The sequence below is a fragment of the Nocardia sp. NPDC102475 genome (genome assembly GCF_055584605.1).
In genome coordinates this window covers 79,626-105,778 of record NZ_JBVJLS010000023.1, presented here as the reverse complement: position 1 = coordinate 105,778, position 26,153 = coordinate 79,626, and the positions used below count along the sequence as shown (strand labels likewise).

Genomic DNA, 26,153 nt, shown 5'->3' with positions numbered 1-26,153 from the left:
TGCCCGGTGCTGCGAATGGCGTGCCCGAAAGCGCGCCGCCCCGAAGTGCGGTTCCGCCCGGCGTGTACAGCTCACCCGAGAGCGCAGTGCCCGGTGCTGCGAATGGCGTGCCCGAAAGCGCGCCGCCCCGAAGTGCGGTACCGCCCGGCGTGTACAGCTCACCCGAGAGCGCAGTGCCCGGTGGCGCGAACGCCGTGCCTGAGGGTGCTGTGCCTGGTGGCGCGAACGCCGTGCCTGAGGGTGCTGTGCCCGCCGATGTCGCGCCCGCGAGCGTGCTATCCGGCGGCAACATATCGCCCGAAAGTGCGGTGCCCGGCGGCAACGCCCTGCCAGGAAGCGCCGTGCCCGAAGGCGCGCTTGCGCCCGGAAATGCCGTGTCGCCGGAACATTCCGCAGCACCAGGCGCCGCCATCGCGCCCGAGGTCTCGGTCCCGCCCGGAACCACCGTCGCTCCGACCACCGCATCAACCCCGACCCCGCCACCTCCACGCGCTCCCGCGATCCCCTCGGGCGCGCCGACGAGCGAGGAATCGGAGCTGACCGAAGAGCTCTAGTCGCCCTACCCACCGCTTGCCTCGGCCCCCGGGTGGCTGCGGCTTCCGCGCGATTACCGCTGCTCGTGCCGCGTGGCGTATCGCCCGCACAGGCCCTCATCCCCGGCCCGGCCGCACCTGCTCGCACCCATTCTCGCGGGCGCGCACCGTGCATTGGGTGTGCGGCTCACAAGGGAGTGCTGCCCCTCCGGACGATCGGCGCTGGCGGGACGCCGTGTCGACCGCTGGCGTCGGTCCCTGGGTGGCGCGGCTTGCGACCCATTTGCCGCAGCCCGGTGTCGGTCTTGGCAATCCGCTTGCGCGGCAGTAGTTGTCGGTGGCGTATTCGGCAGTCGTCGAATCAGGACGACGCGGAATCGCCCAGCGATTCGGTCAGGGTTCGCAGCAGATCGGCGAGGTGACCGCGGTCCTGCTGATCGAGTGCGGCGAGGAGGCGCTGCTCGTTCGCCATGTGCAAGGGCAGTAGGTCGTCGATCAGAGTGCGGCCGGTGGCGGTGAGTTGGACGCGGATTGCTCTGCGATCCTCTGGGCAGGGTGCGCGCTCGACGAGGCCCTTGGCTGCGAGGCGGTCGATGCGGTTGGTGATGGCGCCCGAGGTGAGCATGGCGACCTGGTTGAGGGCGCCCGCGGTGAGTCCGTCGGCGCCACCGGAGCGGCGCAGGGTCGCGAGCATGTCGAACTCCCAGAACTCCAGTCCGTGTCCGGCGAAGAACTTCTTCAGTTCCTGTTCCAGCAGGCGGGAAAGCCGCTGGATGCGTCCGATCACCGCCATCGGTGACACGTCGACGTCCGGCCGTTCCCGGTTCCAGTGCGCGGTGAACAGATCGATCGCGTCGGCCACGGTGTTCCTCTCGATAGTGATTATCTCAACATTCATCTACTTGACGGTGAGGTATGCCAGCGAGTAGATATTTCAACGTTGAGATTATCAATGAGGAGCGACCAACATGACAACAACCACCGCCGCGCGTGACTCGTACGCCGGCACCCTGGCGCTCGCCGCACTCGCCCCGATCGCATGGGGCTCCACCTACGCCGTGACCACCGAATTCCTGCCGCCGGACCGTCCGCTCTTCACCGCGCTGATGCGTGCCCTGCCCGCCGGGCTCGCACTGCTCGCCATCACCCGCGTACTGCCGCGCGGGGTCTGGCTCGGGCGCGCCGCTGCCCTCGGTGTCCTCAATATCGGCGCGTTCTTCCCGCTGTTGTTCCTCGCCGCGTACCGGCTGCCCGGCGGCATCGCCGGTGTTCTGGGCGCGGTCGCGCCGATGTTCGCACTTGCCTTCGCGACCGTCGTGCTCGCCGAAAAACCGAACGGGCGCAAGGTGATCGCGGGCCTGATCGGTGTCTTCGGGGTCGCGCTCGTGGTGCTGCGCGCCAATGCGCAGCTCGATACGGTCGGTGTGATCGCCGGACTCGCCGGTGCGGCGGCCATGGCGATGGGCACTGTGCTCACCCAGCGCTGGGGTCGACCCGAGGGTGTCGGACCGCTCGCGATCACCGGTTGGCAGCTCACCGCCGGCGGCCTGTTCATCGCACCGCTCGCCTTCCTGATCGAGGGTGCGCCGCCCGCACTCGACGGCCGGGCCGTCGGCGGCTACCTGTACCTCGGCGTCATCGGCACCGCATTGGCGTACTTCCTCTGGTTCCGCGGCATCGCCAAGGTGCCTGCGACCTCGGTCGCCTTCCTCGGACTGCTCAGCCCGGTATCGGCGGCTGTGATCGGGTGGATCGCGCTCGGCCAAGGGTTGAGCCCGCTGCAGGTGGTCGGACTCGGTATCGCGCTCGGCGGCACGCTGCTCGGTCAGGTGGTCGCAAAGCCGCGGACAGAACCTGCCGTGGTCACACCTCGGGTGCCGGTGGACGCACATTAAGGGTTGACTTTGACGTAACGTCAACTTGCAAGCTGGTTGTACCGACGAGAAAGAAGGGAGAACAGGTCATGCGAACGGGCACCGAATGGTCCATCCAGGATCTGGCCAAGGCGGCCGGTACCACCAGCCGAACGCTGCGCCACTACGGGCAGCTCGGGCTGCTGCCGCCGAGCCGGATCGGCGCCAACGGCTACCGCTACTACGACCAGGACTCCCTGGTTCGGCTGCAACGCATCCTGCTGCTGCGCGAACTCGGCCTCGGCCTTCCGGTCATCGCCGACGTTCTCGCGGGCGAACAGGACACCGCCGCCGCGCTGCGCGCGCACCTGGAACTGCTTCGGCAGGAACAGGATCGGATCCGGCGCCAGATCGAGTCGGTGACCACCACGCTGCACAAGACGGAACGAGGTGAACAACTCATGGCAGCAGAGGTTTTCGACGGTTTCGACCACACTCGGTACAAGGATGAGGTGATCGAACGCTGGGGCAAGACCGCCTACGAAAGCGGCGACCGCTGGTGGCGCTCGCTCACCGAGGCGGATAAGCAGGCGCACTTCCAGACCCACCTGGATATCGCCGCCGACTACGGCCGGGCGCACGCCGCCGGACTCGCTCCGGACAGCGACGAGGTCCAGGCCATCGTCGCGCGGCACTACCACTGGATCGGGGTCGGTTCGCAGCGCCGCCCGTCGTACGAGTACTTCACCGGACTCGGCGAAATGTACGTCGCCGACCCGCGTTTCGCGGCCAATTACGACGTACACGGCGACGGCACAACCGAATTCGTGCGCGACGCGATGAAGACGTACGCCGAGGCCAACCTGCGATAACAACAAGGTAGGGCGCCCGCATCCAGCGGACGCCCTACTCCCGGTCCGCCGGGGTCGTCGTGGCGCGGCAATTCGACAGCACGCCGGAGGCCGGTCCGCGGCCGTAGGATCGAATCGTCCACAACCAGGTGGGGAGGAGTGTCGGCGATGCTTTACCGGAGTGAGGATCGGCCGCCGAGCGGGGCGGCCGCGATGATCGGCGCGGCGCTTGCGGTGCTGTACGGGTTGGGGAGCCTGGTCGGGGGCACGGTGCTGGTCGTCGGTTTCATCGACAATCGAAGCCGGTTCGACAATTCGCTCGTCATCTTCACCACGCTCGGGGCGGCGCTGATGGCCGCTGTCATGATCTTCGGCGGTGTCCAGCTCTGGCGTCAGGACGAGACCGGGCGCTACACCCTGATCGTCGCGTCCGGTCTTTCGATCGCGATCGGCATCGTCGGACTTGCCGTTTCGCTCACCGATTACGAATTCGGGCTCGGCATCTTCTGGTGGTCCACCGCCGACCACCCGACCTGGGTGTCCCTCCTCTTCGGCCTGGTCGGCCAGATGACCGCCCTGATCCAGGAAAACCTGCTCCGCACCGCCATCGACCTCGCCCAACCCCTCCTCATTTTCGTCCTGTGTGCCAACAGATCCGCCGCCCGCTGGACCGCAGCTCGCCCCGCACGCCCGTCCCACCCCGCGCTGATCTACTGATCGCACGCGTCGAGCGAAACCGTTGGGGCGGTACAGTTTCGCGATCGAAGTGGGAGGGAGATCTCGATGGGTTACCCATACGGCCAACCCGGCCATCCGGGTTACGGTCAGCAACCACCGTTCGACTATCCGCCGCCGCAGCCCGCTGGCGGTGGCACCGGAATCACCGCGGGTGTGCTCGCGTTGGTTGCTGGGGGCTTGAACGTAATTGGGGCTGCAGCAATCGCCGCGCTCGATTCCAAGATTCTCGGTGTGACGCCCGGGAAGGTGCAATTCGCCGCGGTCGCAGCCGGATTCATCGCATTCCTCCTGATCATCGGGGGCATTCTGCTGCTCTGCCGTTTGACCATCGGACGAGTGATGGTGCTCTTGGGCTGCGGGCTGGCCCTGGTGGACTTGCTTATCGGCGTGGCCATGTTCGGTGTTTTCAGTCCGACGTCGGCAGTGGGAGTGGCCCTCATGCTCACGACGATGGCACTGGCGGCGGTCGGCTCGACCGGACGCTGGATCGCGGAGCGTCGCCGCCCGCGGGTGCCGGTGCCCCCGCCGTACGGTCAGCCGATTCAGCCGTATGCGCAACCTGCGCCGTATGGCCAGCCGGTGCAGCCATCGGCAACGCCCTATGCGCAGCTCGCGGCCTATGGCCAGCCTGCACCGGATCCCTATCAGCCGTCCGCATTTCAGCCCGGGCACTCCCCGTATCCACAGCAGCCTCCTGCTGCGCAATCACCGTATCCGTATCAGTGAGCTCGGCCCACAGGTTGTTTCGGCCGCACTGACGTACTCCGGACGAGTGCCGCGCGGGCGCATCCGGCGCTAGCCCTGGAGCGCCTGCATCAGTTGATCTTCGGTGATGGGCGGCACCGGGAGGGGGTGGGCGGCGGTGGCTCGGAGGCCGTCCAGGACGAGGGCGAGGTGGCGGCGCCAGGCTTGGGGGGCGATTTTGGCGGTGGCCTCGATGATGCGGGTGTGGGACCAGGTGATGAAGGCTATGTCTTCCAGGACCCAGTCGGGGCGTAGGGCGCCGGATTCCTGTGCGCGGGTGACGATTTGACGCATCAGCCCGTGGCCGTATTCCTGGGCGTGCGCGATCGCGGGGCTGGGGGCGCCGCGTAGGGCGAGGTCGCTGAGGAGGCGGTCGGCCGCCTGGAGTTCACAGACCTTCTCGACCAGGTAGACGAAAGCGTCCCAGGGGTCCTGGATTTCGATCGCCTCCCGGGCAATGCGGCCGCCCGCTTCGATGCGGTCCTCGACGGCGGCGGCGATGAGGTCGTCGCGGGTGGGGAAGCGGTTGTAGAGCGTGCCGATGGCCACGCCGGCGCGGGCGGCGATTTCCTTGAGCGGTGCGTCCAGGCCGCGTTCCTCGAAGACCTCGCGGGCGGCGTTGACGAGCGCGTCCCGGTTGCGTTGGGCGTCGCTGCGTAACGGCTTGTCCACGGGCATTCGCCGATCCTACAAATCCGGTACCCGACTTATCTTGAGCATAGGTTCAACTTAATGCTACCGTCGAAGCTAACTTGAACCCATGCTCAACTTAGCGAGGAACTATGACCAAGACGATCGCGATATTCGGCTTCGGGCCCGGGCTCGGCATGGGGACCGGACGCCGGTTCGGCCGGGAAGGGTTCCGAGTGGCGGTCATCGGGCGGAATCCGGATAAGGCCCGCGGACATGTCGCGGAACTGGCTGCCGAGGGCATCGAGGCCGCGGCCTTCCCAGCCGATCTCACCGATGAAAAGCAGCTGTACAGCGTGGTCGACAAGATCACGGCCGAGTTCGGGCAGATCGATGTCGCGATGCACGGCGCGGCGGGCGATGTGGTTGATCGCATCCCGGCCACCCTCGATGTCGACGCCGCCAACCTGCGCGTCCCGCTGGAATTGAAGGTCTACTCACCGATCTGGATGACCCGCGCGCTCGCGCCCGCGATGATCGAGCGCGGCGCAGGGGCACTGCTGTTTTCGTCCGGATATTCCGACAGGTATCCGGTCCCGTATCTGTCAAATTTCGGCGTCGCACTCGGCGCGCAGCGCACCTACATTCGCCAGCTCGCGATCGAACTGCAAGGCACCGGCGTCTATGTCGGCCTGCTCAATATCGGCGCGCTGATCGGCAACAGCAAGGCCGAGCGCCTGGTCGACGAGCAGCCGGAACTGTTCCCGGCCGGACTCGAGATCGTCCGCATGACCAATGCCGAACTGGGCGACCACTATTGGCGCATGTACACCGATCGCGACGCCGTCGAGTCGGATATCGGCTTTCCGGAGTAGTTCTACGGTGACGGCCGCCGGATCGCCCTGCGGTACGACTCGCGTAGACGTAGGGATGGCGACGCTGGCGATGTGAACGGTCGGCTTCAGCGCCCATTCCCGTGACGAATCCGCAGGATCCCGCGGATCGAGGTCGGGAATGGGCGCTTACGACAACTAAACCGCGCACATCGACTGCAGAACGCCCTTCAGAATCGGCGCACCGTAGGTAGTCGGCGCGAAGACGACCGTCTGCACGATGGACAACGGCGTGAGTACAGCGTTGCTCACCCCGGTCCACCCCGTCGCCAAATTTGCGACGGTGAGCAGCAGACTCGTCACATCCAACGTCAGCGTGGCCAGGTCGAAGGCGTTCTCCACCTGCACATCCGCCAAAGCGACCGTGTCGAGCGCCTTACCCTCGTACAGGTCGAAACCGAGGTTGGACAGGAAGGTCACCGGACCGTAGTCGAGCGCATCGACGATCGGCCCCAGTTCCTCGGTCCGGCGCATCAGTGCCGGCTTCGCGACCCGGTTATCGCGCAGAAAGCGTTGCAGAGACTCGGCCCCGGCGCTCAGCCCGTCTCGATCCAGCGGCAGATCGGCCTGCTCCAGGAAGGCCCTGGTGCGTTCGACCAGCGTCCGGGTGGTCAATTCGGCTATGGGAGTGCAGGTTCCGTTCGCGCGCACCACCGTGTCGGCGAGATCGACCAGCGCCCGGGGCAATTCGACGTGCTCGGTGTAGACGGATTCGTCCAACACCAACTTCGGATACGCGTTCGGCGCTGCACAATTCGCGGCGAGGAAGTCCGGCACTGTGCGCGCCAGCGACTTCACACCGGTGAACGCCGCACCGACGATCGGCTTCAGAAAAAATCCGACCGTGGGCACCAGACCGGCCGCGAACTGCGCCGGAATCTTCACGATCCGGGTCGCGAGGATGAAGACCTCGATCACATCATTCACGGTCAGCCGGGATATCGACGTGGTGGTGTCGAGCCGCCCGGTCCGCACCGCGTCCAGGCCGTTGACCAAATACGTGACGATCGGATCGTCGAGGAATTCGGTGCGCTCGTTCACCGTCGACGGCGCGACCGGCAGCCCGTCCCGATGCACCCGCACAGCGGCGATGGTGCCGCGGAAATCGGCGACCTGACGGTCGAAGGCGGCGACCTGGTCGCCCGGCACCGCCGTGCGCAGCGCGGTCGCGGCGGCGGTGACGCTGGCGATTGTCCAACTGGACATGTGATCAGTTCGCGTCCGTATGTAATAGCGGCTCTATTGCGGCGGCGTATTCGTTTCGGCGAACACCAGGAGAAATTCCGATGGCATCCGTCGCCGAGTGCGCGCAGGTCGCGACTCCACCCGGCCCGCGCGCGGACTTCCGATACGCTGGGCACCCGTGACCGTCGCATCGTCCCCGGGTAACTCCGCAAACTCCGCCTCTCAGTTCGATCTGATCGTCGTCGGCTCCGGATTCTTCGGGCTGACCGTCGCCGAGCGCGCCGCCAATCTGCTCGGTAAACGGGTGCTGGTGATCGATCGTCGCTACCACCTCGGCGGCAACGCCTACTCGGAGCCGGAGCCGCAGACCGGGATCGAGGTGCACAAGTACGGGGCGCACCTGTTCCACACCTCGAACAAGCGGGTGTGGGACTACGTGACCCAGTTCACCGAATTCACCGGCTATCAGCATCGGGTCTTCGCGATGCACAAAGGGCAGGCCTATCAGTTCCCGATGGGCCTCGGTCTGATCTCCCAGTTCTTCGGCCGCTACTTCACGCCCGAGCAGGCGCGCAAGCTGATCGCCGAACAGGCCTCGGAGGTCGAGACCAAGGACGCGCAGAACCTCGAGGAGAAGGCGATCTCGCTGATCGGCCGTCCGCTCTACGAGGCATTCGTGCGCGACTACACCGCCAAGCAGTGGCAGACCGATCCGAAGGAACTGCCCGCGGGCAATATCACCCGCCTGCCGGTGCGCTACACCTTCGACAACCGCTACTTCAACGACACCTACGAGGGTCTGCCCAAAGAGGGCTACACGAAGTGGCTGGAGAATATGGCCGCCGCCGAGCTCATCGAGGTCCGGCTGAACACCGACTGGTTCGACGTGCGCGAGCAGATTCGCGCCGAGAACCCGGACGCCCCGATCGTCTACACCGGACCGGTGGACCGCTACTTCGACTACAGCGAGGGCGAACTCGGCTGGCGCACCATCGATTTCGAGACCGAAGTACTCGAAACCGGTGACTTCCAGGGCACCTCGGTGATGAACTACAACGATTCGGACGTGCCCTACACCCGCATTATCGAACCGCGGCACTTCCACCCGGAGCGCGAGAGCTACCCGAACGACAAGACCGTGATCATGCGCGAATTCTCCCGTTTCGCGCAGACCGGTGACGAGCCGTACTACCCGATCAACACACCGGAGGACCGCGCCAAGCTCACCGCGTACCGGACGCTGGCGAAGAAGGAAACCGCAGCTGCGAAGGTGCTTTTCGGTGGTCGCCTCGGCACCTACCAGTACCTGGATATGCATATGGCGATCGGCAGCGCGCTCAGCATGTTCGACAATGTCCTGCGGCCGCACCTGGAGTCGGGCGAACCTCTTTCGGATGAAGGCGACGAATGACCTCCCAATCGATCCTGGAAGACATGACCACCGAAACCCGCGCGAAATCGCTGCTGCAGCGCATCATCCTGCCCCGGCCGGGTGAACCGCTGGACGTGCGCACCCTCTACCTGGAGGAGTCGCCGACCAACGCCCGGCGCGCGCACGCCACCACCCGCACCTCGCTGTCGGTGGGCGCGGAGTCGGAGGTGTCGTTCTGCACCTACTTCAATGCCCTGCCCGCGAGCTACTGGCGGCGCTGGAGCATCCTGAAGTCGGTGGTGCTGCGGCTGGAACTCGCCGGACACGGACGCGTGGATGTCTATCGCTCGAAGGCGGACGGCTCGCGGATCCACGTGCAGGGCAAGGAATTCGCGGTCGCGCCCGGCACCGAATCGGTGCAGGTGGAATTCGAGACCGATCTCGGCCCGTTCGAGGACGGCGGCTGGATCTGGTTCGACATCACCACCGATACGGCAGTCACGCTGCTCGCGGGCGGTTGGTACGCGCCGGTCGAGGCGCCTGGTGCGGGCACCATCGCGGTCGGCATGCCGACCTTCAACCGGCCGACCGATCTGGTGAAAACCCTTGGCGCGCTGGGCTCGGATCCGCTGGTGCTCGAGAAGGTCGCCGCGGTCATCGTCGCAGATCAGGGCAACCGCAAGGTGGTCGACGAGCCCGGCTTCGCCGATGCCGCCGCGGTGCTCGGCGATCGGCTCGCCATCCGCAATCAGCCCAACCTTGGTGGTTCCGGCGGCTACAGCCGGGTCATGTACGAGGCGCTGAAAACCACCGACGCCGAGTACATCGTCTACATGGACGACGATATCGAGATCGAACCCGATTCGATCCTGCGTGCGCTGGCCTTCGCTCGCTTCGCCAAGTCGCCCATGCTGGTCGGCGGGCAGATGCTCAACCTGCAGGAGCGCTCACACCTGCACAGCATGGGCGAGGTCGTGGATCGCGGTATCTTCATGTGGACCTCCGCGCCGAATGTCGAATACGACCACGACTTCTCGAAGTACCCGCTCAAGGACCGCGACAACTCCAAGCTGCTGCACCGGCGCATCGACGTCGACTTCAACGGATGGTGGACCTGCGTGATCCCGCGCCAGGTCGCCGAGGAGATCGGTCAGCCGCTGCCGCTGTTCCTGAAGTGGGACGACGTCGAATACGGGCTGCGCGCCCGCGATCACGGCTACTCCACCGTCACCCTGCCCGGCGCCGCCGTCTGGCATATGGCCTGGAGCGACAAGGACGACGCGATCGACTGGCAGGCGTACTTCCACCTGCGCAACCGTCTGGTGGTCGCCTCGCTGCACATGCCGGGCAACGGTCGCGGCATGGTCGTCAACACCGTCAAGGCGACCCTGAAACACCTGCTCTGCCTGGAGTATTCGACGGTCGCCATCCAGAATCTGGCGATCAAGGACTTCCTCGCCGGACCGGAGCGACTGTTCCAACTGCTGCCGAGCGCCCTCGGCGTGGTGCACGAAATGCGCAAGCAGTACCCGGATGCGGTCATCCTGCCGTCGTCCACCGAACTGCCGCTGGCCAGCCACATCGGCGTCGGCGCGGTCGGTGAACCGGCGAATCCGATCGCCAAGGTGGTCCGCCTGGCCAAGGGCGTCGTGCACAACTTCCGCCCGGCACATGCCGAGCATCACGAGCGTCCGCAGCTGAATGTGCCTACGCTGGACGCCCGTTGGTTCTTGCTCTCGCAGATCGACGGCGTCACCGTCACCACCGCGGACGGCCGCGGCGTGGTCTACCGTAAGCGCGATCCGCGTCAGGCCCTCGGCCTGTTCAAGGAGGCCATGCGGCTGCGCAAAGAGTTGGCGGCCCGCTTCCCGGAGATGCAGCAGCGCTACCGCGCCGCTCACCCGACGCTGACCAGCACGGCGGCTTGGGAGAACGTCTTCGGTATCGATACGAAGGATGAGCAGTAGTGAGTCTGGAAGCCACCGCCGCGGACGACAACACCGCGGTGCACTCGAGTGCGAACGGCCACGGCGGCCCGGTATCGGCGGTGCCGTCCGCGCCGCAGCCGCCCGAGGTCAAGATCATCAACGCGGTCCAGGCGACCATCGGCACCAAGCCCGAGGTGATCAAGGCCGCGCGCGGTATGTCGCATTTCGGTGAGCATGCGCTCGGCTGGATCGGCATCGCGGCGGCGGGCTGGCTCGTCGACAAACCGCGACGACGGCAGTGGGCCGGGGTCGCGGTCGGCGCGGTCGGCGCGCACGCGGCATCGATCGTCATCAAGCGCGTCGTCCGGCGCCCGCGCCCCAATGATCCATCGGTGCAGGTCAACGTCTCGACGCCGAGCAAGCTGAGCTTCCCGTCCTCGCACGCGACCTCGACCACGGCAGCGGCGGTGTTGCTCGGCAGACTGACCGGGCTACCCTTGCCTGCGGTGCTCGTCCCACCGATGTTGCTCTCCCGGGTTGTGCTCGGGGTGCACTATCCCTCCGACGTGCTCGCCGGTTCCGCGCTCGGCGCCGCGTCCGCCGCTGTTGTGCTTGCCGCCGAAAAGAGACTCGATAGTGACCGCACAAGAAAAGACGTTCGTTGACATGAGTGAAGAGCCGACCAGCACGGACCTAGCCGAAGCAGTAGTCAAGGGTCCGCCCAAGACACTGGGCGGCGGGCTGTTCAAGGCGGTCCGCCCGCGTCAGTGGGTCAAGAACGTGCTGGTGCTCGCCGCGCCGCTGGCCGCGGGTCCGGATACCGCGACCGAACTGAGCGTGCTCGGCCATGTCGGCATCGCCTTCGTGGTCTTCTGCATGGCGGCCTCGGGCATCTACCTGGTCAACGACGCGCTCGACGTGGAGGCCGACCGGGCGCACCCGACCAAGCGGTACCGCCCGATCGCCGCGGGCGTGGTCCCGGTGAATCTGGCCTACCTGCTCTCGGTGGTGCTGCTGGTCGGCTCGATCGCCGGATCGTTCCTGGCCTCCTGGCATCTGGCCGTGGTGATGGCCGTGTACATCGGCATCCAGCTGGCCTACTGCTTCGGCCTCAAGCACCAGGCGGTGCTGGACATCTGCATCGTGTCCTCCGGCTTCCTGCTGCGGGCGGTCGCCGGTGGCGCGGCCGCGAATATCGACCTGTCGCAATGGTTCCTGCTGATCATGGCGTTCGGATCGCTGTTCATGGCCGCGGGTAAGCGCTATGCGGAACTCCAGATCGCGCTGAGCACCGGTGCCAAGATCCGCAAGTCGCTGGAGTACTACACACCGACATATCTGCGCTTCATCTGGACTCTCGCCGCGACCGCGGTGGTGGTGTTCTACGGTCTGTGGGCGTTCCAACAGGACAGCCTCAAGCACACCAACTGGTTCGCAATCTCGATGATTCCGTTTACCATCGCAATCCTGCGTTACGCGGTCGACGTCGATGGCGGCGAGGCCGGTGAACCCGAAGAGATCGCGCTGGGGGATCGCATCCTCCAGTTCCTCGCAATCGCCTGGATCGGAGCGGTAGGTGTCGCTGTCTATCTCACCTGACGAACTGCTGGTAGAGGGAGTGGAGCGAACAGAACAAGTGACGGAGGAGCCGGCCGAAGGGCCGGCTCGTTCGGCCTTGCGGTTCGTCAGGCTATCCCGAGCCACCTTCGTCGGTGGGATCGTGCTCACCGTCGCACTATTCTCGGTCGGCGCCTGGCAGCGACGCTGGATCGCCGACGACGGCCTCATCGTGCTGCGCACGGTGCGGAATCTGTTGGCGGGCAACGGGCCGGTCTTCAACGAGGGCGAGCGCGTCGAGACCAACACCAGTACCGCATGGACCTATCTGGTGTGGTTCTTCAGCTGGCTCACCAGGGCCAGGCTGGAGTACGTCGTCCTCGGCGTCGCACTCACGGTGTCGATGCTGGCGATCGTCTTCGCCATGCTCGGTGCCGCGCGGCTGTGGGGCGGCACCATGTCGGCGCTACTGCTTCCCGCGGGCGTATTCGTCTACATCGCCCTGCCGCCCGCCCGTGACTACGCCACCTCCGGTCTGGAGAGCGGTCTGGTCATCTGCTGGCTGGGCCTGCTGTGGTGGCAACTGGTGCGCTGGAGTCAGACCGAGCGGGTGAAGCTGCCCGCGCTGTTCGGGCTGGTTTTCCTCGCCGGACTCGCACCGCTGATCCGTCCGGAGATGACGCTGGTCGGCGCGCTGTCGCTGCTGATGATCTTCCTGGCCCCGATGCCGCAGTCCCGGCTGCATCCGATCGTGTTGCGCGGCTTGATCGTTGCCGCCGCCGGACTGGTGCCGATGTGCTACCAGGTCTGGCGGATGGGCTATTACGGCCTGCCCTATCCGAATACCGCGGTCGCCAAGGATGCGGGCGGCGCCAAGTGGGGTCAGGGCTTCAAATACCTCTGGGATCTGGTCGGTCCGTACTACCTGTGGGTGCCGCTGCTGGTGCTGCTGGTCCTGGGTGTGGTCGCGGGCCGCTCGGCGCGTGCCGACAAGGCAACCGACGAACGCGGCTGGACGGTGCTCCGAGTCCGCGAATGGCTGCACTCGCCGAGTGCGGTGGTCGCGCTCATGCTCGGCAGCGGATTCGTCCTCACGATCTACGCTCTGCGCGTCGGCGGTGACTTCATGCACGGCCGGATGCTGCTGCCGCAGCTGTTCTGCCTGCTGCTGCCGGTCGCTGTGGTGCCGATCCGGCTGCCGCTTGCCTCGTTCAACCGCCAAGGTGGTCTGCGCGCGGTGACCGCGAAGGACTGGTCCTTCGCGGTGATCACACTCGCGCTGCTCGGCACCGCGGGCTGGGCGCTGTTCGCGGCCAACACCACGGCCATCAAGTCCGGCACCAAGATCAGTGCCTCCGGCATCGTCGACGAGCGCGTCTACTACGTCCTCAATACCGGCCACGACCATCCGATCCTGGCCGAGGACTACCTGGACTACCCGCGCGTGCGGGCCATGGTGAACAACATCGCCGAAACCCCCGACGGCGGTCTGCTGCTGAACTCGCCGTCGTTCATGTTCTGGTACATCGCGCCCCCGCCGCAGCCGATTCCCGATGGCGGCGCCGGGCATACCGTCTACTTCCTCAATCTCGGTATGACCAGCATGAACGTCCCGCTGGACGTGCGCGTCATCGACCAGATGGGCCTGGCCTATCCGCTGGCCGCGCACACCGACCGGCTCACCGACGGCCGGATCGGCCACGACAAGAGCCTGTATCCGGACTGGGTCGTGGTGGATACCGGCATGGTCGACCGGCATCCGTGGATGCCCTGGTACATGGACGAGAAGTGGGTCACCCAGGCGCGTATCGCCATGAGCTGCCCGGACACCGTGGCACTGAATATCTCCTACCGTGATCCGCTCACTTGGGGTCGCTTCAAGCACAACCTGATCCACGCACTGCACTTCGCGAAATACCGGATAGATCGGGTGCCGAAGTACGAGATCGAGCGGTGCGGGCTGGTGGATCCGTATCCTCAACCGCAAAGGTAAGACGCAACTCCTGTCACACGGGGCCCATGGATCTCTGTGGGCCCCAGTTCTTTCACTGACCAGGGCAAATAAACGTGGCGCATATCGCTTTATCTCTTTTTGATAACGCCACCGCATCGATGTCGCGATATGGTACGTGGGAACGCCCGTTGGGGCTTCCGATTCGACATGGGCCCATCCAGTGGTCAACGTAGAGACGCGGTCGAAGTACGACCGCATAACGAAAGGCCGAAAACCAGATGCGAGGCGTGATCGGGCGAAGGACGCACAATGGACGTCTGAAAACCCGTAGAGCCGGTTCGTGGCTCAAGCGGTCGGTGCTGATGTCGCTGGCTATCTTGCTGCCGCTCGGGGTGTCAGTAGCAGGTCCGGCGGGTTCCGCGTCGGCTGCGTTCAACCCGGACGGTTTCGATTTCTGGGTCGACTCCAGCATGGGGCCGATCAAGTCGCGGATCTTCCGCGCCGCGGACGGCAATACCGGGCGTGTGGTCTACGCGCTCGACGGTATGCGGGCCCGCGGTGACCTGAGCGGCTGGGAGATCGAGACCGAGGTCGCCCGCGAGCTGACCAAGTGGAATATCAATGTCGTCATGCCGGTCGGCGGCCCGTCCAGCTTCTACGCGGACTGGAACGCGCCGGGTAACTTCCTCGGCCTGAGCACCGGTTCGTCGGGGTCGGCCAACGGTTCGTCCTCCGGGTCCGCGATGACTGGGTCCTCGGGTTGGAACGAGACCCTCGGCAAGTCGAACACCTACAAGTGGGAGACCTTCCTGACCAGCGATCTGCGCAATGCCCTGCGTGATCGCCTGGGCTTCAGCCCGACCCGCAACGGTGTCTTCGGCCTGTCCATGGGCGGCAGCGCCGCGCTGACGCTCTCGGCCTACCACCCGGACCAGTTCGTCTATGCCGGTTCGTACTCCGGCTACCTGAACATCTCCGCGCCGGGTATGCGCGAGGCGCTGCGCGTCGCGATGATCAGCGCGGGCGGCTACAACATCGACGCGATGGCGCCGCCGTGGGGCCCGCAGTGGCTGCGCATGGATCCGTTCGTCTTCGCGCCGCAGCTGATCCGGAACAACACCAGGCTCTGGGTGGCCGCAGGCAGCGCACTGCCCGGTCCGTCCGATGCGAGCTCGCCGCTCGACGTCATCCAGGGCACGCCGCTGGAGGCGCTCGCACTGGTCAACACTCGGGCCTTCCAGGTCCGGATGGCGACGCTGGGTGCGCAGAATGTCACCTACAGCTTCCCGTCCGTCGGCATCCACAACTGGCACAACTGGGAGTCCGAGGTCTACCGCATGATCCCGGATCTCTCCGCCAATATCGGGTAAAACTGTGTTTGATTTGCAGCGCCTGCGTCGCTCGTAAGACTCGCTCGGAGCGGGGCTGGTAATGCGGTGATCTGACCGCCTGGTGTGTTCGCACACCAGGCGGTTTTTTTTGTTTGCTCGCATCCGTCCGGAACCCCCGTTGACAACGAATCAGCTGCTGGATGCCCTTCGATGGTTGTGGGTTGGATCACTTTTCAGCAACATAGAAGCATTCGCTGGAGATTGATGTGCGAGCAGCATGTATGCAGGTGGTATGTCTGTTTTGGACAGGGTTGGCTGTCTTTGTGCCCGATGAGGCGTCAGTCGAAAATTGCTTGAAGTTTGCCGACTGGCCGTCTGGATGAAAGGTCGAGTCGAATGCGAAGTGCGCGCTGGCAACGTAGGCCCGGAAGCTCGGCCGGTTCGTCGGCCGGGGCGGCCGGTGGTTCCTGGGCGAAGAAATGGGTGCTCGGTGTGGCGACGGTGATGCTGTTACCGCTCGGGATCTCCCTCGCGGGCAGTGGCGCCATCGCGTCGGCGGGCCTCAACCCGGCGGCCTTCGACTTCTGGGTCGATTCCCCGGTGATGGGTCCGATCAAGAGCCGGGTGCTGCGCGCGGCGGACGGCAATACCAACCGCGTCGTCTATGTGCTCGACGGCCAGCGGGCACCGGAAACGCTCAATGGCTGGGAGATCGAGACCAACGTCCCCGAGATCCTCGCCAACTGGAATATCAATGTGGTCATGCCGGTCGGCGGCATGTCGAGCTTCTACGCGGACTGGAATGCCCCGAGTAACTTCTTCGGCGTCACGCCCGGTTCGATGGGGTCGGCCACCGGATCCGGTGCGACGGAAGCCTTTTTGGCGGGGCCCGGGAAGAGCTATCGCTACGACTGGGAAACGTTCCTGACCCAGCAACTGCGATCGGCGCTGCGGGATCGCTTGGGCTTCAACCCGAATCGCAATGGTGTATTCGGGCTGTCGATGGGTGGCAGTGCGGCGCTTACGCTTGCGGCCTATCATCCGGACCAGTTCAGCTTCGCCGGAGCGTTCTCGGGCTACCTCAATATTTCGGCGCCGGGTATGCGGGAGGCGATTCGGACGGCGATGGTCGACGCGGGGGGCTACAACGTGGACTCGATGGCGCCGCCGTGGGGTCCGCAGTGGCTGCGGATGGATCCGTTCGTCTTCGCGCCGCGCTTGATCGCGAACGGCACCCGGGTGTGGGTCGCCGCCGGTAGTGCGCTGCCGATGCCCGAGGATCTGAATATTCCATTCCCGGTTGCCGCGGATCGTCTCCTCAGGGGCTCGCCGCTCGAGGCGCTCGCCTTGGCGAATACCAGGGCATTTCAGGTCCGCATGATGTCGTTGGGGGCGCAGAACGTGGTGTATTCGTTCCCGCCCGCCGGGCTGCATGCGTGGACCAACTGGCAGGACGAGGCCTATCGGATGATTCCGGACATGTCCGCCAATATCGGCTGAGTTATCGGCCGCCGCGACGCTCGCTCCCGCGGGCATGTGTTGCGGTGCACGAGCCGCCCGGTGCACGGACCGGGCGGCTTTGTTTTGTCCGCATCGAGCATTTGCCCCGCTGGTTGGCTGGATGATCGCTGGCTCGGGAGTCTCGGCGCCGCATGCCCGGCGAAGGTTCGTGGTAAGAGTTCGCGTCGGTAATTCCCGGACCTCATCACCATCCGACATCGCGGCGGCTTCTGGTTCGAGCACTTGCCGGTCAGAAGAGCGATAACGCCGAGACCTTCTGTGCGCGGGGAGCATCGGTGTCGAGTGTCGATCCTCATGCTCGACAGCGTGAGCAATGCTCGACAGCGGCGAGCAATGGTGCTCGCACGGGCGAAAGGTCGAAACCGCTGCGGCATCGCTGAGTGCGCTGAATAGTTGCCAGTGACTGACTGCGAAGCTCGGCGGTTGGGGTGGCATTCGTATTGGCGGATCTCCCGGGTGCTGCCGCAGTGGAATATCAACGTTGTCATTCCGGTCGGCGGGCAATCCAATTCCGCTATGCAGGTTCGTATTCGGGCTACCTGAATATTCGGCGCCGGGTATGCGCGAGGCGCTGCGGCTGGATTTCCGCGGCCTGGCGAACACGGTCTTCCGCTACCCGGCGGTCGGTGTGCACGCCTGGCGCTACCGACCCGACCGAGTGCTCGAGATGCTGCCGGATCTGAGCCGCTACCCGGGGTCAGGATTCGGACTCCCTAGTGACCCCCTAATCTTTGTCCGAAATTCCCGTTCCGACACGACATCTCCGCACGAACGCGATAAGGTCTCCGCACGATCACAGCTTGTGAACGGGCGGAATTCGGCCACTCGAATACCCCGGTCTTGCTAAGGCTTCGCACGTCGAATAACCTCCAGCGAGCGCAAGTGTGACCAGATCGTTGTAGCGCCGTCTCTTGTGCCGGAATGTCGGGTACCGGTTCGCATGTGACGCGCGTCTCGTTGGCAGCACGGGTGTTGCCCGGCCCGCAAGGGCTACGGGCAACACCACAACAGCAGAAAGAGAGCAGGATTCATGCGTTTCGGCAGGGCGGCCGCGCCGAAGAGAACCAAGTCGGGACGGCGAGGCACCCCTCGTGGTTGGCGGAATCGAATTCTGGCTGTCGGTGCGGCGGCGTTGGCGCTACCGATCGCCGCAGGCGTGACGGGCCCGACCGTTGCTTTGGCTGCGCCGGTGCACGGCCCCGCGCTGCGGACGCCGTCGGGCGGCTTAGAGGATCTGATGGTCCCGTCGCAGATGGGTCCGATCAAGGTCCAGGTGCAGTGGGCGGCGCGCGGCGGTAACGCTGCGCTGTATCTGCTCGACGGCTTGCGGGCACGTGACGACCGCAATGCGTGGTCGTTCGAGACGAACGCCCTCCAGCAGTTCGGCAACGACAACATCTCGCTGATCATGCCGGTCGGCGGCCAGTCGAGCTTCTACGCCGACTGGTACAGCCCGAGCAACACCAACGGTCAGAAGACCACCTACAAGTGGGAGACCTTCCTTACCAAGGAACTCCCGGCCTTCCTCGAGGGCTACGGTGTGTCGCGCACGAACAACGCGGTTGTCGGCCTCTCGATGGGTGGCTCGGCCGCGCTGGCGCTGGCCGCCTACCACCGCGACCAGTTCAAGTACGCCGCGTCCTACTCCGGCTACCTGAACATCTCCGCGCCGGGCATGCGTGAGGCGATCCGCATCGCGATGCTGGACGCGGGCCGCTACAACGTCGACTCGATGGCCGCGCCGTGGAGCTCGCAGTGGCTGCGGATGGACCCGTTCGTGTTCGCCCCGCAGCTGAAGGGTCTGCCGATGTACATCTCGGCGGCCAGCGGTCTGCCGGGTCAGTACGACAACCCGAACTCGGCCGTCGGCTACTTCAACACCGCCAACGGTATGGCGCTCGAGGCGCTGTCGCTGGTGAACACCCGCGCGTTCCAGTCTCGCCTGGCCTCGCTCGGCATTCCGGCCACGTTCGACTTCCCGGCCGCGGGTACCCACTCGTGGAAGTACTGGGAGGGTGAGCTGTGGAACTCCCACAACGGCATCCTCGACGCCACTGGCGGTTGGTGAGCTAAGGATCTAGACGCCGAACGGCGCCGTCTGCTTCCGAACGGAAGCGGCGGCGCCGTTTCGCATTCGCCAGGCGGATAAGCCTGTCCGCGTGTCTTACCCGCAACCGCGCCGCAACCGGGGTAGGAAACACTTGTGGCAGGACTTGCATTGGGCAGCTGGGGGCGGCGCGGGCGACGTAGCGGACGTGTGACCCGTGGCCGGGTCGCGATGCTCGCCGCCGCCATCGCGATTCCACTCGCCTCAGGGCATTCCCCGAGCACCGCACCCGCAAACGCCCAGCCCGCCGCCGCACCCGCTGTCGGTGCGATCGTGCAGCGGGTGGTGTGGCTGACCGATCGGCGGGTGGCGCTGTGGATCAATTCGCCATCGATGGCAACACCCATCCAGGTGCAGCTGCTGCTGGCCCGGGATTGGAACACACACCCGGAGGTCAGGTTCCCGGCTCTGTTCATGCTCGACGGTCTGCGCGCCACCGATGACGAGAGCGGCTGGACCCACGACGCCGGTGCGGTGGATTTCTTCGCCGATAAGAACGTCACGGTGGTGCTGCCGGTCGGCGGTCAGTCCAGCTTCTACTCCGACTGGCTGCAGCCCGACAACGGTCGCAACTACAAATGGGAAACCTTCCTGACCAAGGAACTTCCGCCGCTGCTCGAGAGTCAGTGGCGGACCACGGATGTGCGTGGCATGGAAGGCATTTCGATGGGCGGCACGGCCGCGATGTTCCTGGCCGGGCGCAATCCGAACTTCGCGAAATACGCCGCGTCGTACTCCGGTGTGCTCACTACGACCACCCTCGGGATGCCGCAGGCGATCCAGTACGCCATGCACGATGCGGGCGGATTCGATTCGGCCGCCATGTGGGGTCCGCCGGGCGGTCCGGAGTGGGAGAGCCACGACCCGTATGCGTTGGCGGACAAGCTCAAGGGCGTCAGCCTGTATATCTCCAGCGGTAACGGCTCGATCGGACCGTTCGACCAGGCCAGCGGTATTCCCGGGGTCAGCACCAATTACGCGGGCATGGGGTTGGAGATCCTATCCCGGCTGACCTCGCAGAACTTCGTCACCAAACTCGGCAAGCTGTCCATCCCGGCCCAGGTGAATTACCGTCCCTCCGGCACACATTCGTGGCCGTACTGGGATTTCGAAATGCGCCAGTCCTGGCCGCAGGCCGCCGCCGCGCTCGGGGTCGACCCGAACAAACCGGCCTGCCAGACCGGGGGCGCGATCGCCGCCCTGGCGAGCGGCAACGGCTGGCTCGGTGAATGCCTCACCGGTGAGTACCAGGTGGTGGGCGGCAACGCACAGGACTTCAAGGGCGGCCGGGTCTTCTATTCGCAGGCCGACGGCGCGCACGCGGTCGGGGGCATGATCGGCGGCGGCTACCAGGCCGCGCTCGGCCCGGGCGGTGCGCTCGGCCTGCCCACCGATGACGAACGCGGGCTGCCGGACGGCCGCGGACGCATGCAGGCCTTCCAGAACGGCCTGCTCTACTGGACTCCGCGGACCGGCGCCCAGGTGGTGCGCGGCGCGATTCTCGACGAATGGGGTCGGCAGGGCTTCGAGCGCGGCCCAGCCGGATATCCCACCGGACCCGAGACCAAGGTCCCCAATAGGGACGGTGTGGTCCAGTCCTTCGAAAACGGTCCGCTCTACTACAGCGCGAAGACCGGTGTGCATCATGTGCAGGGAATGATCTTGGGCAAGTACGCCGAATTGGGTTATGAGAACAGCCAACTCGGCTTCCCCACCGCCGACGAGGCCCCGAGCAAGGATTTCGGTCGCTACTCCAAGTTCGAGGGCGGAAATATCTACTGGAGCCCGCTGTCGGGTGCGTGGCCGGTGCGTTCGGGTCCGATCATGGATATGTGGTCGGTGGTCGGCTACGAGAACGGCAGGCTCGGGTACCCGACAAGTGACGAGTTCGCCGTTCCGGGGGGCATCCAGCAGAATTTCCAGACCGGATTCATTACGGTGCGCGATGGCAAACCCGAAGTCCACGGCATTTAATTCCAACCGGTCTGTTTGCCGACCGCCTGCACCTATGCTCGGCTTTCCTCTAGCCTGGGTGGCGACCCGTCCCCTTAGCGAACAGATCGAGGACACGAATTCATGCATCGGACCCGCGGAAAGGTTATCGGCGTAGTCGTGGGGATCGCCGCTACCGGCTTGCTCGCCGCCTGTGGCAATAACGATTCGACTGTGTCGAACACGCCGACGCTGTCCCACACCACGACGGCGGCGGCAACGACCTCCGCCTCGGCCCCTGCCTCGCCCGGCGCCGGTGCAACCGGTCAGCCGTCGCAGGCCCCCGAAACGCCCGCGGATACGGCGACGCCGGAGCGCCCCCAGCCTGTCCCGACCAATGCCGCACCTGGTGACACGTCGAAGCTCACCGATAAGGACAAGAAGTTCCTCGACGCGCTCAAGGCCGCGGGCATCACCCCGTCCAGCCCGGATATCGCGCTGAGCATCGGCACCTACGTCTGCCAGGGCGTCGCGGCGAATGCCTCCGATCAGGATCTGATGACCTTCGCCACCGCGATGGCCGGATCGGATCCGTCCTTCGATCCGGCGAAGATGCCGGTGGAGCAGGCCGGCAAGATCTACATCGATACGGCTAAGTCGACGTACTGCCAGTGAGTGCGCGCACTTCGGCCTCCCGCCGGTCCCGAAAACCGGCGGGGTGCCTGCTCTTCATCGGTCTGGTAGTGCTCGTCGTCGTCATCGCGCTGCTGCTGTGGTTCGTGCTCGCCGGACCGCTGCGCAAGCCGAAGCCTGGTCCGAAGCCGCCGCCGACACCGCCGACCTCCCAGCCGGCCTGGTGTCCCGACGTGCAGATGATTTCGATACCCGGTACCTGGGAATCGAACAGCAACGACGATCCGCACAATCCGACGGCCAATCCGATCTCGTTGATGCTCAACGTCTCCGGGCCGGTATCGCAGCAGTTCCCGGAGGGACGGCTCGATGTCTACACCGTTCCGTACGTCGCGCAGTTCTCCAATCCGATCGCGATTCCGCCGGACGGCCAGCAGTCGTACAACAACAGCCGTTCCGAGGGCTGGCAGCGCACGCAGGACGCGATGGCGAATCGATATCGCGACTGTCCGCTGACCACCTATGTGGTCGCCGGGTTCTCCCAGGGCGCGGTGATCGCGGGCGATATCGCCAACCAGATCGGCGCTGGCAAGGGACCGGTACCCGCGGACAAGGTGCTCGGCGTCATGCTGATCGCCGACGGCCGCCGCACCGGTGACAACGGACCGGGCCAGGCCATCCAGATCGGCACCGCGCCCGCCGGAGTCGGCGCCGAGGTTTCGCTCAATGGGTTGAAGGTGCCCGGGATCACGATGACCGGTGTGCGTTCGGGTGGTTTCGGCTCGCTCGCCGATCGCACCTACACCATCTGCGCGCCCGGCGACATGATCTGCGATTCGCCGCGCGATGCGTTGAGTCCCCTGAACATCGTCGGCAGCGTGCTGACCCTGGTCCGCGCGGTCGGTAACCCGGTGCACAGCCTCTACAACGGCTACGTGGTGGACGGCGATGGCACCACCGCGACACAGTGGACGGTGAACTGGGCCAACGGTTTGATCGAAGGCGCACCACATCCGGCGCATTCGTGAGATAGCACAGCGGACACGGTCACAACCTGTGTTCGAGCGGGCGGACCGCGACAACCGCACTGGAGTTGCGTCACACGCTGTAAAGTGCGCCTGATGATCGCGACGCCGGCCCTCGAGCCCCCAGAAGCGTGGGCACGATGCGGCCCGGCGTCGCGCCCACATTTCCTTACAGCCAGGAGCATGAGTTCATGACAGAAGCCGCACCGGCCACCACGGCGAGCCGTGAAGCGGATGCTGAGTCGACCGCGCTGGGTACTCCGCTGCGGCCCTTCCGCTTCGCGGCCGCGGGCGAGGGAAATAAGCAAGAGGGCGGGGCCAGGAAGTTCGTCCAGACCGCGCAGACGGCCGAGGAGTACGGCTTCGACACCTTCGTCGTGCCGGACCACCTGGGTGACCAGATCGGCCCGATCGCCGCACTCGGCGCGCTGACCCAGGCCACCGAGCGTATCCGGCTGGGAACCTCGGTGCTGGCCAACGGTTTCCGGCATCCGGTGGTGCTGGCCAAGGACCTCGCCACCATCGATGTGCTGTCCAAGGGCCGCCTCGAGGTCGGCATCGGCGCGGGCTGGAAGCAGGACGAATTCGTCGCCGCGGGTCTGCCGTACGAATCGCCGGGCGTGCGCCTCGCGAAGCTGGACGAGACCCTGACCATCCTCGATGTGCTGCTGCGTGGCCAGGAATGCACCTTCGAGGGCAAGTACTACCAGGTGAACGGCATCAAGGGGACGCCACGGCCGCGGCAGGGTCCGCGCCCGCCGATCTGCACCGGCGGCGGCGGTCCGAAGATGCTGAGCCTGGCCGCCAAGCACGCCGACATCGTTTCGGTCGTTCCGGTCACCACCAAGAACGGCAAGGGCCTGCTGTCCGGCATCACCTTGGAGAAGACCATCGAGAAGGTGAACCTGATCAAGGAAGTCGCGGGTGAGCGTTTCGCCGATATCGAGCTGAACTGGGCCATTACCGCGATCGTCATCACCGACGACCGGGAGAAGACCGCCGAGATGGCGCTGTCCGCGATCGAGCGCGGACTGCACCCGGACCTCGAGGTCGACGTGAAACTGTCGGTCGAGGAAATCCTCGCCTCGCCGTATGTGGCGATCGGCACATTCGAGGAAATCGCCGAACAGATCCGTCAGGTGCGGCAACTCACATCGATGTCCTATGTCGGTGTGTTCCCAACCCAGATGGACGCGTTCGCGCCGATTATTCCGCTGCTGCGGGGGGAGTGACCCGGTCTTCTCTGTAACATGACTCTGGTTTGAGAACATCTAGCCGATAGCGGTCTACCGCGCAGACCGCAATAAAATCTGCAGGCTGGCTCTCGCATGTAGAGCACCCGCGGGCGATAGCGAGTCGGGGCCTCACAGGTAACAGCGGCGTTGTCGCCGTCTTGCTGCGTGTGCCTCGGAGGAGATGAAGGAATGGAAGAGACTTTCGACGATTACCTGGATGAGACCGGGAACATCCGTATTCCCGATGATCACACCCTGGTAGACCACGTCGAGAAGCACACCCGCAACGACGCGAACACCCTCGCGTACCGCTACATCGATTATTCGCGCGAGCGCGACGGTGAGGCGCAGGAGCTGACGTGGCGTGAGTTCGGTATTCGGCTGCGCGCGGTGGCCGCTCGACTGCAGCAGGTGACAAACCCGGGTGACCGGGTCGCGATCCTGGCCCCGCAGGGCCTGGATTACGTGATCTCCTTCTTCGCCGCGATCTACGCGGGCACCATTTCGGTGCCGCTGTTCGACCCGGACGAGCCTGGCCACACCGACCGCCTGCACGCGGTGCTCGGCGACTGCGAACCCTCGGCCATTCTGACCGCGAGCTCCTCCGCGGCCGGTGTGCGCCAGTTCTTCCGCTCGCTGCCCGCCGCCCAGCGTCCGCGCATCATCGCGGTCGACGCGATTCCGGATGCTGTCGGCGAGAGCTGGGTGCGTCCCGATGTCGCCGTCGATGACATCGCCTACCTGCAGTACACCTCGGGCTCCACTCGCGTCCCGGCCGGTGTCGAGATCACCCACCGGGCGGTCGGCACCAACCTGCTGCAGATGGTCGATGCGATCAACCTGGACTGGAACTCGCGCGGTGTCACCTGGCTGCCGCTGTTCCACGATATGGGTCTGCTGACGGTGATCCTGCCCGCTGTGGGCGGCAAGTACATCACCATCATGTCGCCGAGCGCGTTCGTGCGCCGCCCGTACCGCTGGATCAAGGAACTGGCCGCCCACAACGACGGTGCCGGAACCTTCGCCGCCGCACCGAACTTCGCCTTCGAGCACGCCGCGGCGCGTGGCCTGCCGAAGAACGGCGAATCGCTGGACCTGTCGAATGTCATCGGCCTGATCAACGGCAGCGAGCCGGTGACCACCTCGTCGATGAAGAAGTTCAACGACGCGTTCGCCCCGTACGGCCTGCCCAAGACCGCGATCAAGCCCTGCTACGGCATGGCCGAGGCGACACTGTTCGTCTCCGCGACCAAGGCCGAGGACGAGGCCAAGGTCGTCTACGTCGACCGCCACGAGCTCAACGCCGGTCGCATGGTCAAGGTCGAGCAGGGCGCCGAGAACGCCATCGCGCAGGTCTCCTGCGGTTATGTCGCACTGTCGCAGTGGGCCGCCATCGTCGATCCGGAGACCGTCGATTCCGACGGCGGCGGGCACGAGTTGGCCGACGGTCAGGTCGGCGAGATCTGGCTGCACGGCAACAACATGGGCATCGGCTACTGGGGTCGTCCGGACGAGACCGCAGCGACCTTCCACAACAAGGTCGCGCATCGTCTCACCGAGGGCAGCCACACCGAGGGCACCGCGGCCGACGCCAACTGGATGCGCACCGGCGACTACGGCGTGTACTTCGAGGGCGAGCTGTACATCACGGGGCGGGTGAAGGACCTCGTGATCGTCGACGGCCGCAACCACTACCCGCAGGACCTCGAGTTCTCCGCGCAGGAGGCCTCGAAGGCGCTGCGGCCCGGTTTCGTCGCCGCCTTCTCGGTGCCCGCGAACCAGCTGCCCGCCGAGGTGTTCGAACAGGGCAGCCATTCCGGCCTGAGCTTCGATGCCGACGATGCCTCCGAGCAGCTCGTCATCGTGGGCGAGCGCGGACCCGGCGCTGGCAAGGCCGATCCGCTGCCCATCGCCGACGCGGTCCGCGCGGCGGTATCCCAGCGTCACGGTGTGACCGTGCGCGACGTGCTCTTGGTTCCCGCGGGTTCGATTCCACGGACCTCCAGCGGCAAGATCGCTCGACGCGCCTGCAAGACTGCTTATCTGGAGGGAACGCTGCGGGGTGGTTACACCCAGCAGGCCTTCCCGGATGCACCGGAAGAGTAATTGCCCGAGGGTGGCTCGATCCGAA

Annotated in this window: 21 protein-coding genes and 1 pseudogene; 19 read left to right on the top strand and 3 right to left on the bottom strand. The window is 65.6% G+C overall.

Annotated elements, in window-relative coordinates:
* A pseudogene (locus ACZ60G_RS33710) lies at nucleotides 1-554 on the top strand (hypothetical protein); the annotation flags it as partial.
* A gap of 340 nt (nucleotides 555-894) precedes the next feature.
* Here the strand turns inward: ACZ60G_RS33710 and ACZ60G_RS33705 are convergent.
* A complete protein-coding gene (locus ACZ60G_RS33705; protein WP_465815296.1) occupies nucleotides 895-1,431 on the bottom strand; it encodes a MarR family winged helix-turn-helix transcriptional regulator in 537 nt (178 codons plus the stop codon).
* A gap of 70 nt (nucleotides 1,432-1,501) precedes the next feature.
* Between ACZ60G_RS33705 and ACZ60G_RS33700 the strand changes: the two genes are divergently transcribed.
* From ACZ60G_RS33700 to ACZ60G_RS33685, 4 genes are all read left to right on the top strand, one after another.
* On the top strand, nucleotides 1,502-2,428 hold the full coding sequence (locus tag ACZ60G_RS33700) for an EamA family transporter (RefSeq protein WP_465815295.1): 927 nt from the start codon (nucleotides 1,502-1,504) through the stop codon (nucleotides 2,426-2,428).
* A 68-nt stretch (nucleotides 2,429-2,496) separates the two neighbouring features.
* Nucleotides 2,497-3,258: a MerR family transcriptional regulator gene (locus ACZ60G_RS33695; RefSeq protein WP_465815294.1), complete on the top strand. Its 762-nt coding sequence runs from the start codon at nucleotides 2,497-2,499 to the stop codon at nucleotides 3,256-3,258.
* A 147-nt stretch (nucleotides 3,259-3,405) separates the two neighbouring features.
* The gene (locus ACZ60G_RS33690) at nucleotides 3,406-3,954 is read left to right on the top strand and encodes a hypothetical protein (RefSeq protein WP_465815293.1); all 549 of its coding nucleotides are present in this window, start codon (nucleotides 3,406-3,408) and stop codon (nucleotides 3,952-3,954) included.
* A 66-nt stretch (nucleotides 3,955-4,020) separates the two neighbouring features.
* A complete protein-coding gene (locus tag ACZ60G_RS33685; protein ID WP_465815292.1) occupies nucleotides 4,021-4,701 on the top strand; it encodes a hypothetical protein in 681 nt (226 codons plus the stop codon).
* A 69-nt stretch (nucleotides 4,702-4,770) separates the two neighbouring features.
* On the opposite strand, the gene ACZ60G_RS33680 is transcribed toward ACZ60G_RS33685, so the two are convergent.
* Nucleotides 4,771-5,397, bottom strand: a complete 627-nt coding sequence (locus tag ACZ60G_RS33680) for a TetR/AcrR family transcriptional regulator (RefSeq protein WP_465815291.1) — start codon at nucleotides 5,395-5,397, stop codon at nucleotides 4,771-4,773.
* A 104-nt stretch (nucleotides 5,398-5,501) separates the two neighbouring features.
* Here ACZ60G_RS33680 and ACZ60G_RS33675 point away from each other — a divergent pair, with 104 nt between their 5' ends.
* A complete protein-coding gene (locus tag ACZ60G_RS33675; protein WP_465815290.1) occupies nucleotides 5,502-6,224 on the top strand; it encodes an SDR family NAD(P)-dependent oxidoreductase in 723 nt (240 codons plus the stop codon).
* 156 nt (nucleotides 6,225-6,380) lie between these two features.
* Here ACZ60G_RS33675 and ACZ60G_RS33670 read toward each other — a convergent pair whose 3' ends face one another.
* Nucleotides 6,381-7,448: a hypothetical protein gene (locus ACZ60G_RS33670; protein WP_465815289.1), complete on the bottom strand. Its 1,068-nt coding sequence runs from the start codon at nucleotides 7,446-7,448 to the stop codon at nucleotides 6,381-6,383.
* Between the two features lie 157 nt (nucleotides 7,449-7,605).
* Between ACZ60G_RS33670 and glf the strand changes: the two genes are divergently transcribed.
* From glf to fadD32, 13 genes are all read left to right on the top strand, one after another.
* On the top strand, nucleotides 7,606-8,838 hold the full coding sequence (glf, locus tag ACZ60G_RS33665; protein ID WP_465815288.1) for a UDP-galactopyranose mutase: 1,233 nt from the start codon (nucleotides 7,606-7,608) through the stop codon (nucleotides 8,836-8,838).
* A complete protein-coding gene (locus tag ACZ60G_RS33660) occupies nucleotides 8,835-10,766 on the top strand; it encodes a glycosyltransferase (protein WP_465815287.1) in 1,932 nt (643 codons plus the stop codon). Before glf ends, ACZ60G_RS33660 begins: the two co-directional genes overlap by 4 nt.
* A gap of 80 nt (nucleotides 10,767-10,846) precedes the next feature.
* Nucleotides 10,847-11,392: a phosphatase PAP2 family protein gene (locus tag ACZ60G_RS33655; RefSeq protein WP_465815335.1), complete on the top strand. Its 546-nt coding sequence runs from the start codon at nucleotides 10,847-10,849 to the stop codon at nucleotides 11,390-11,392.
* A 1-nt stretch (nucleotide 11,393) separates the two neighbouring features.
* A complete protein-coding gene (locus tag ACZ60G_RS33650) occupies nucleotides 11,394-12,326 on the top strand; it encodes a decaprenyl-phosphate phosphoribosyltransferase (RefSeq protein WP_063039856.1) in 933 nt (310 codons plus the stop codon).
* Nucleotides 12,327-12,333: 7 nt separating this feature from the next.
* The gene (locus ACZ60G_RS33645) at nucleotides 12,334-14,277 is read left to right on the top strand and encodes an arabinofuranosyltransferase AftB family protein (protein WP_465815334.1); all 1,944 of its coding nucleotides are present in this window, start codon (nucleotides 12,334-12,336) and stop codon (nucleotides 14,275-14,277) included.
* Nucleotides 14,278-14,600: 323 nt separating this feature from the next.
* Entirely contained in the window at nucleotides 14,601-15,608 is a 1,008-nt protein-coding gene (locus ACZ60G_RS33640; protein WP_465815286.1) for an alpha/beta hydrolase, read from the top strand.
* 357 nt (nucleotides 15,609-15,965) lie between these two features.
* Nucleotides 15,966-17,069: an alpha/beta hydrolase gene (locus tag ACZ60G_RS33635; RefSeq protein WP_465815285.1), complete on the top strand. Its 1,104-nt coding sequence runs from the start codon at nucleotides 15,966-15,968 to the stop codon at nucleotides 17,067-17,069.
* A 1,051-nt stretch (nucleotides 17,070-18,120) separates the two neighbouring features.
* Complete coding sequence (locus tag ACZ60G_RS33630) at nucleotides 18,121-19,158, top strand: alpha/beta hydrolase (RefSeq protein ID WP_465815284.1); 1,038 nt, start codon at nucleotides 18,121-18,123, stop codon at nucleotides 19,156-19,158.
* A 210-nt stretch (nucleotides 19,159-19,368) separates the two neighbouring features.
* Nucleotides 19,369-21,171: an alpha/beta hydrolase-fold protein gene (locus tag ACZ60G_RS33625; RefSeq protein ID WP_465815333.1), complete on the top strand. Its 1,803-nt coding sequence runs from the start codon at nucleotides 19,369-19,371 to the stop codon at nucleotides 21,169-21,171.
* 102 nt (nucleotides 21,172-21,273) lie between these two features.
* Nucleotides 21,274-21,804, top strand: coding sequence for a DUF732 domain-containing protein (locus ACZ60G_RS33620; RefSeq protein ID WP_465815283.1), 531 nt, complete (start codon nucleotides 21,274-21,276; stop codon nucleotides 21,802-21,804).
* Nucleotides 21,795-22,790: a cutinase family protein gene (locus tag ACZ60G_RS33615; RefSeq protein WP_465815332.1), complete on the top strand. Its 996-nt coding sequence runs from the start codon at nucleotides 21,795-21,797 to the stop codon at nucleotides 22,788-22,790. Before ACZ60G_RS33620 ends, ACZ60G_RS33615 begins: the two co-directional genes overlap by 10 nt.
* A 188-nt stretch (nucleotides 22,791-22,978) precedes the next feature.
* Nucleotides 22,979-24,019 (top strand): LLM class F420-dependent oxidoreductase, encoded by a 1,041-nt coding sequence (locus tag ACZ60G_RS33610; RefSeq protein ID WP_465815282.1) that lies wholly within the window; start codon nucleotides 22,979-22,981, stop codon nucleotides 24,017-24,019.
* Nucleotides 24,020-24,211: 192 nt separating this feature from the next.
* Nucleotides 24,212-26,128: a long-chain-fatty-acid--AMP ligase FadD32 gene (gene fadD32, locus ACZ60G_RS33605; protein ID WP_465815281.1), complete on the top strand. Its 1,917-nt coding sequence runs from the start codon at nucleotides 24,212-24,214 to the stop codon at nucleotides 26,126-26,128.
* Nucleotides 26,129-26,153: the final 25 nt, after the last annotated feature.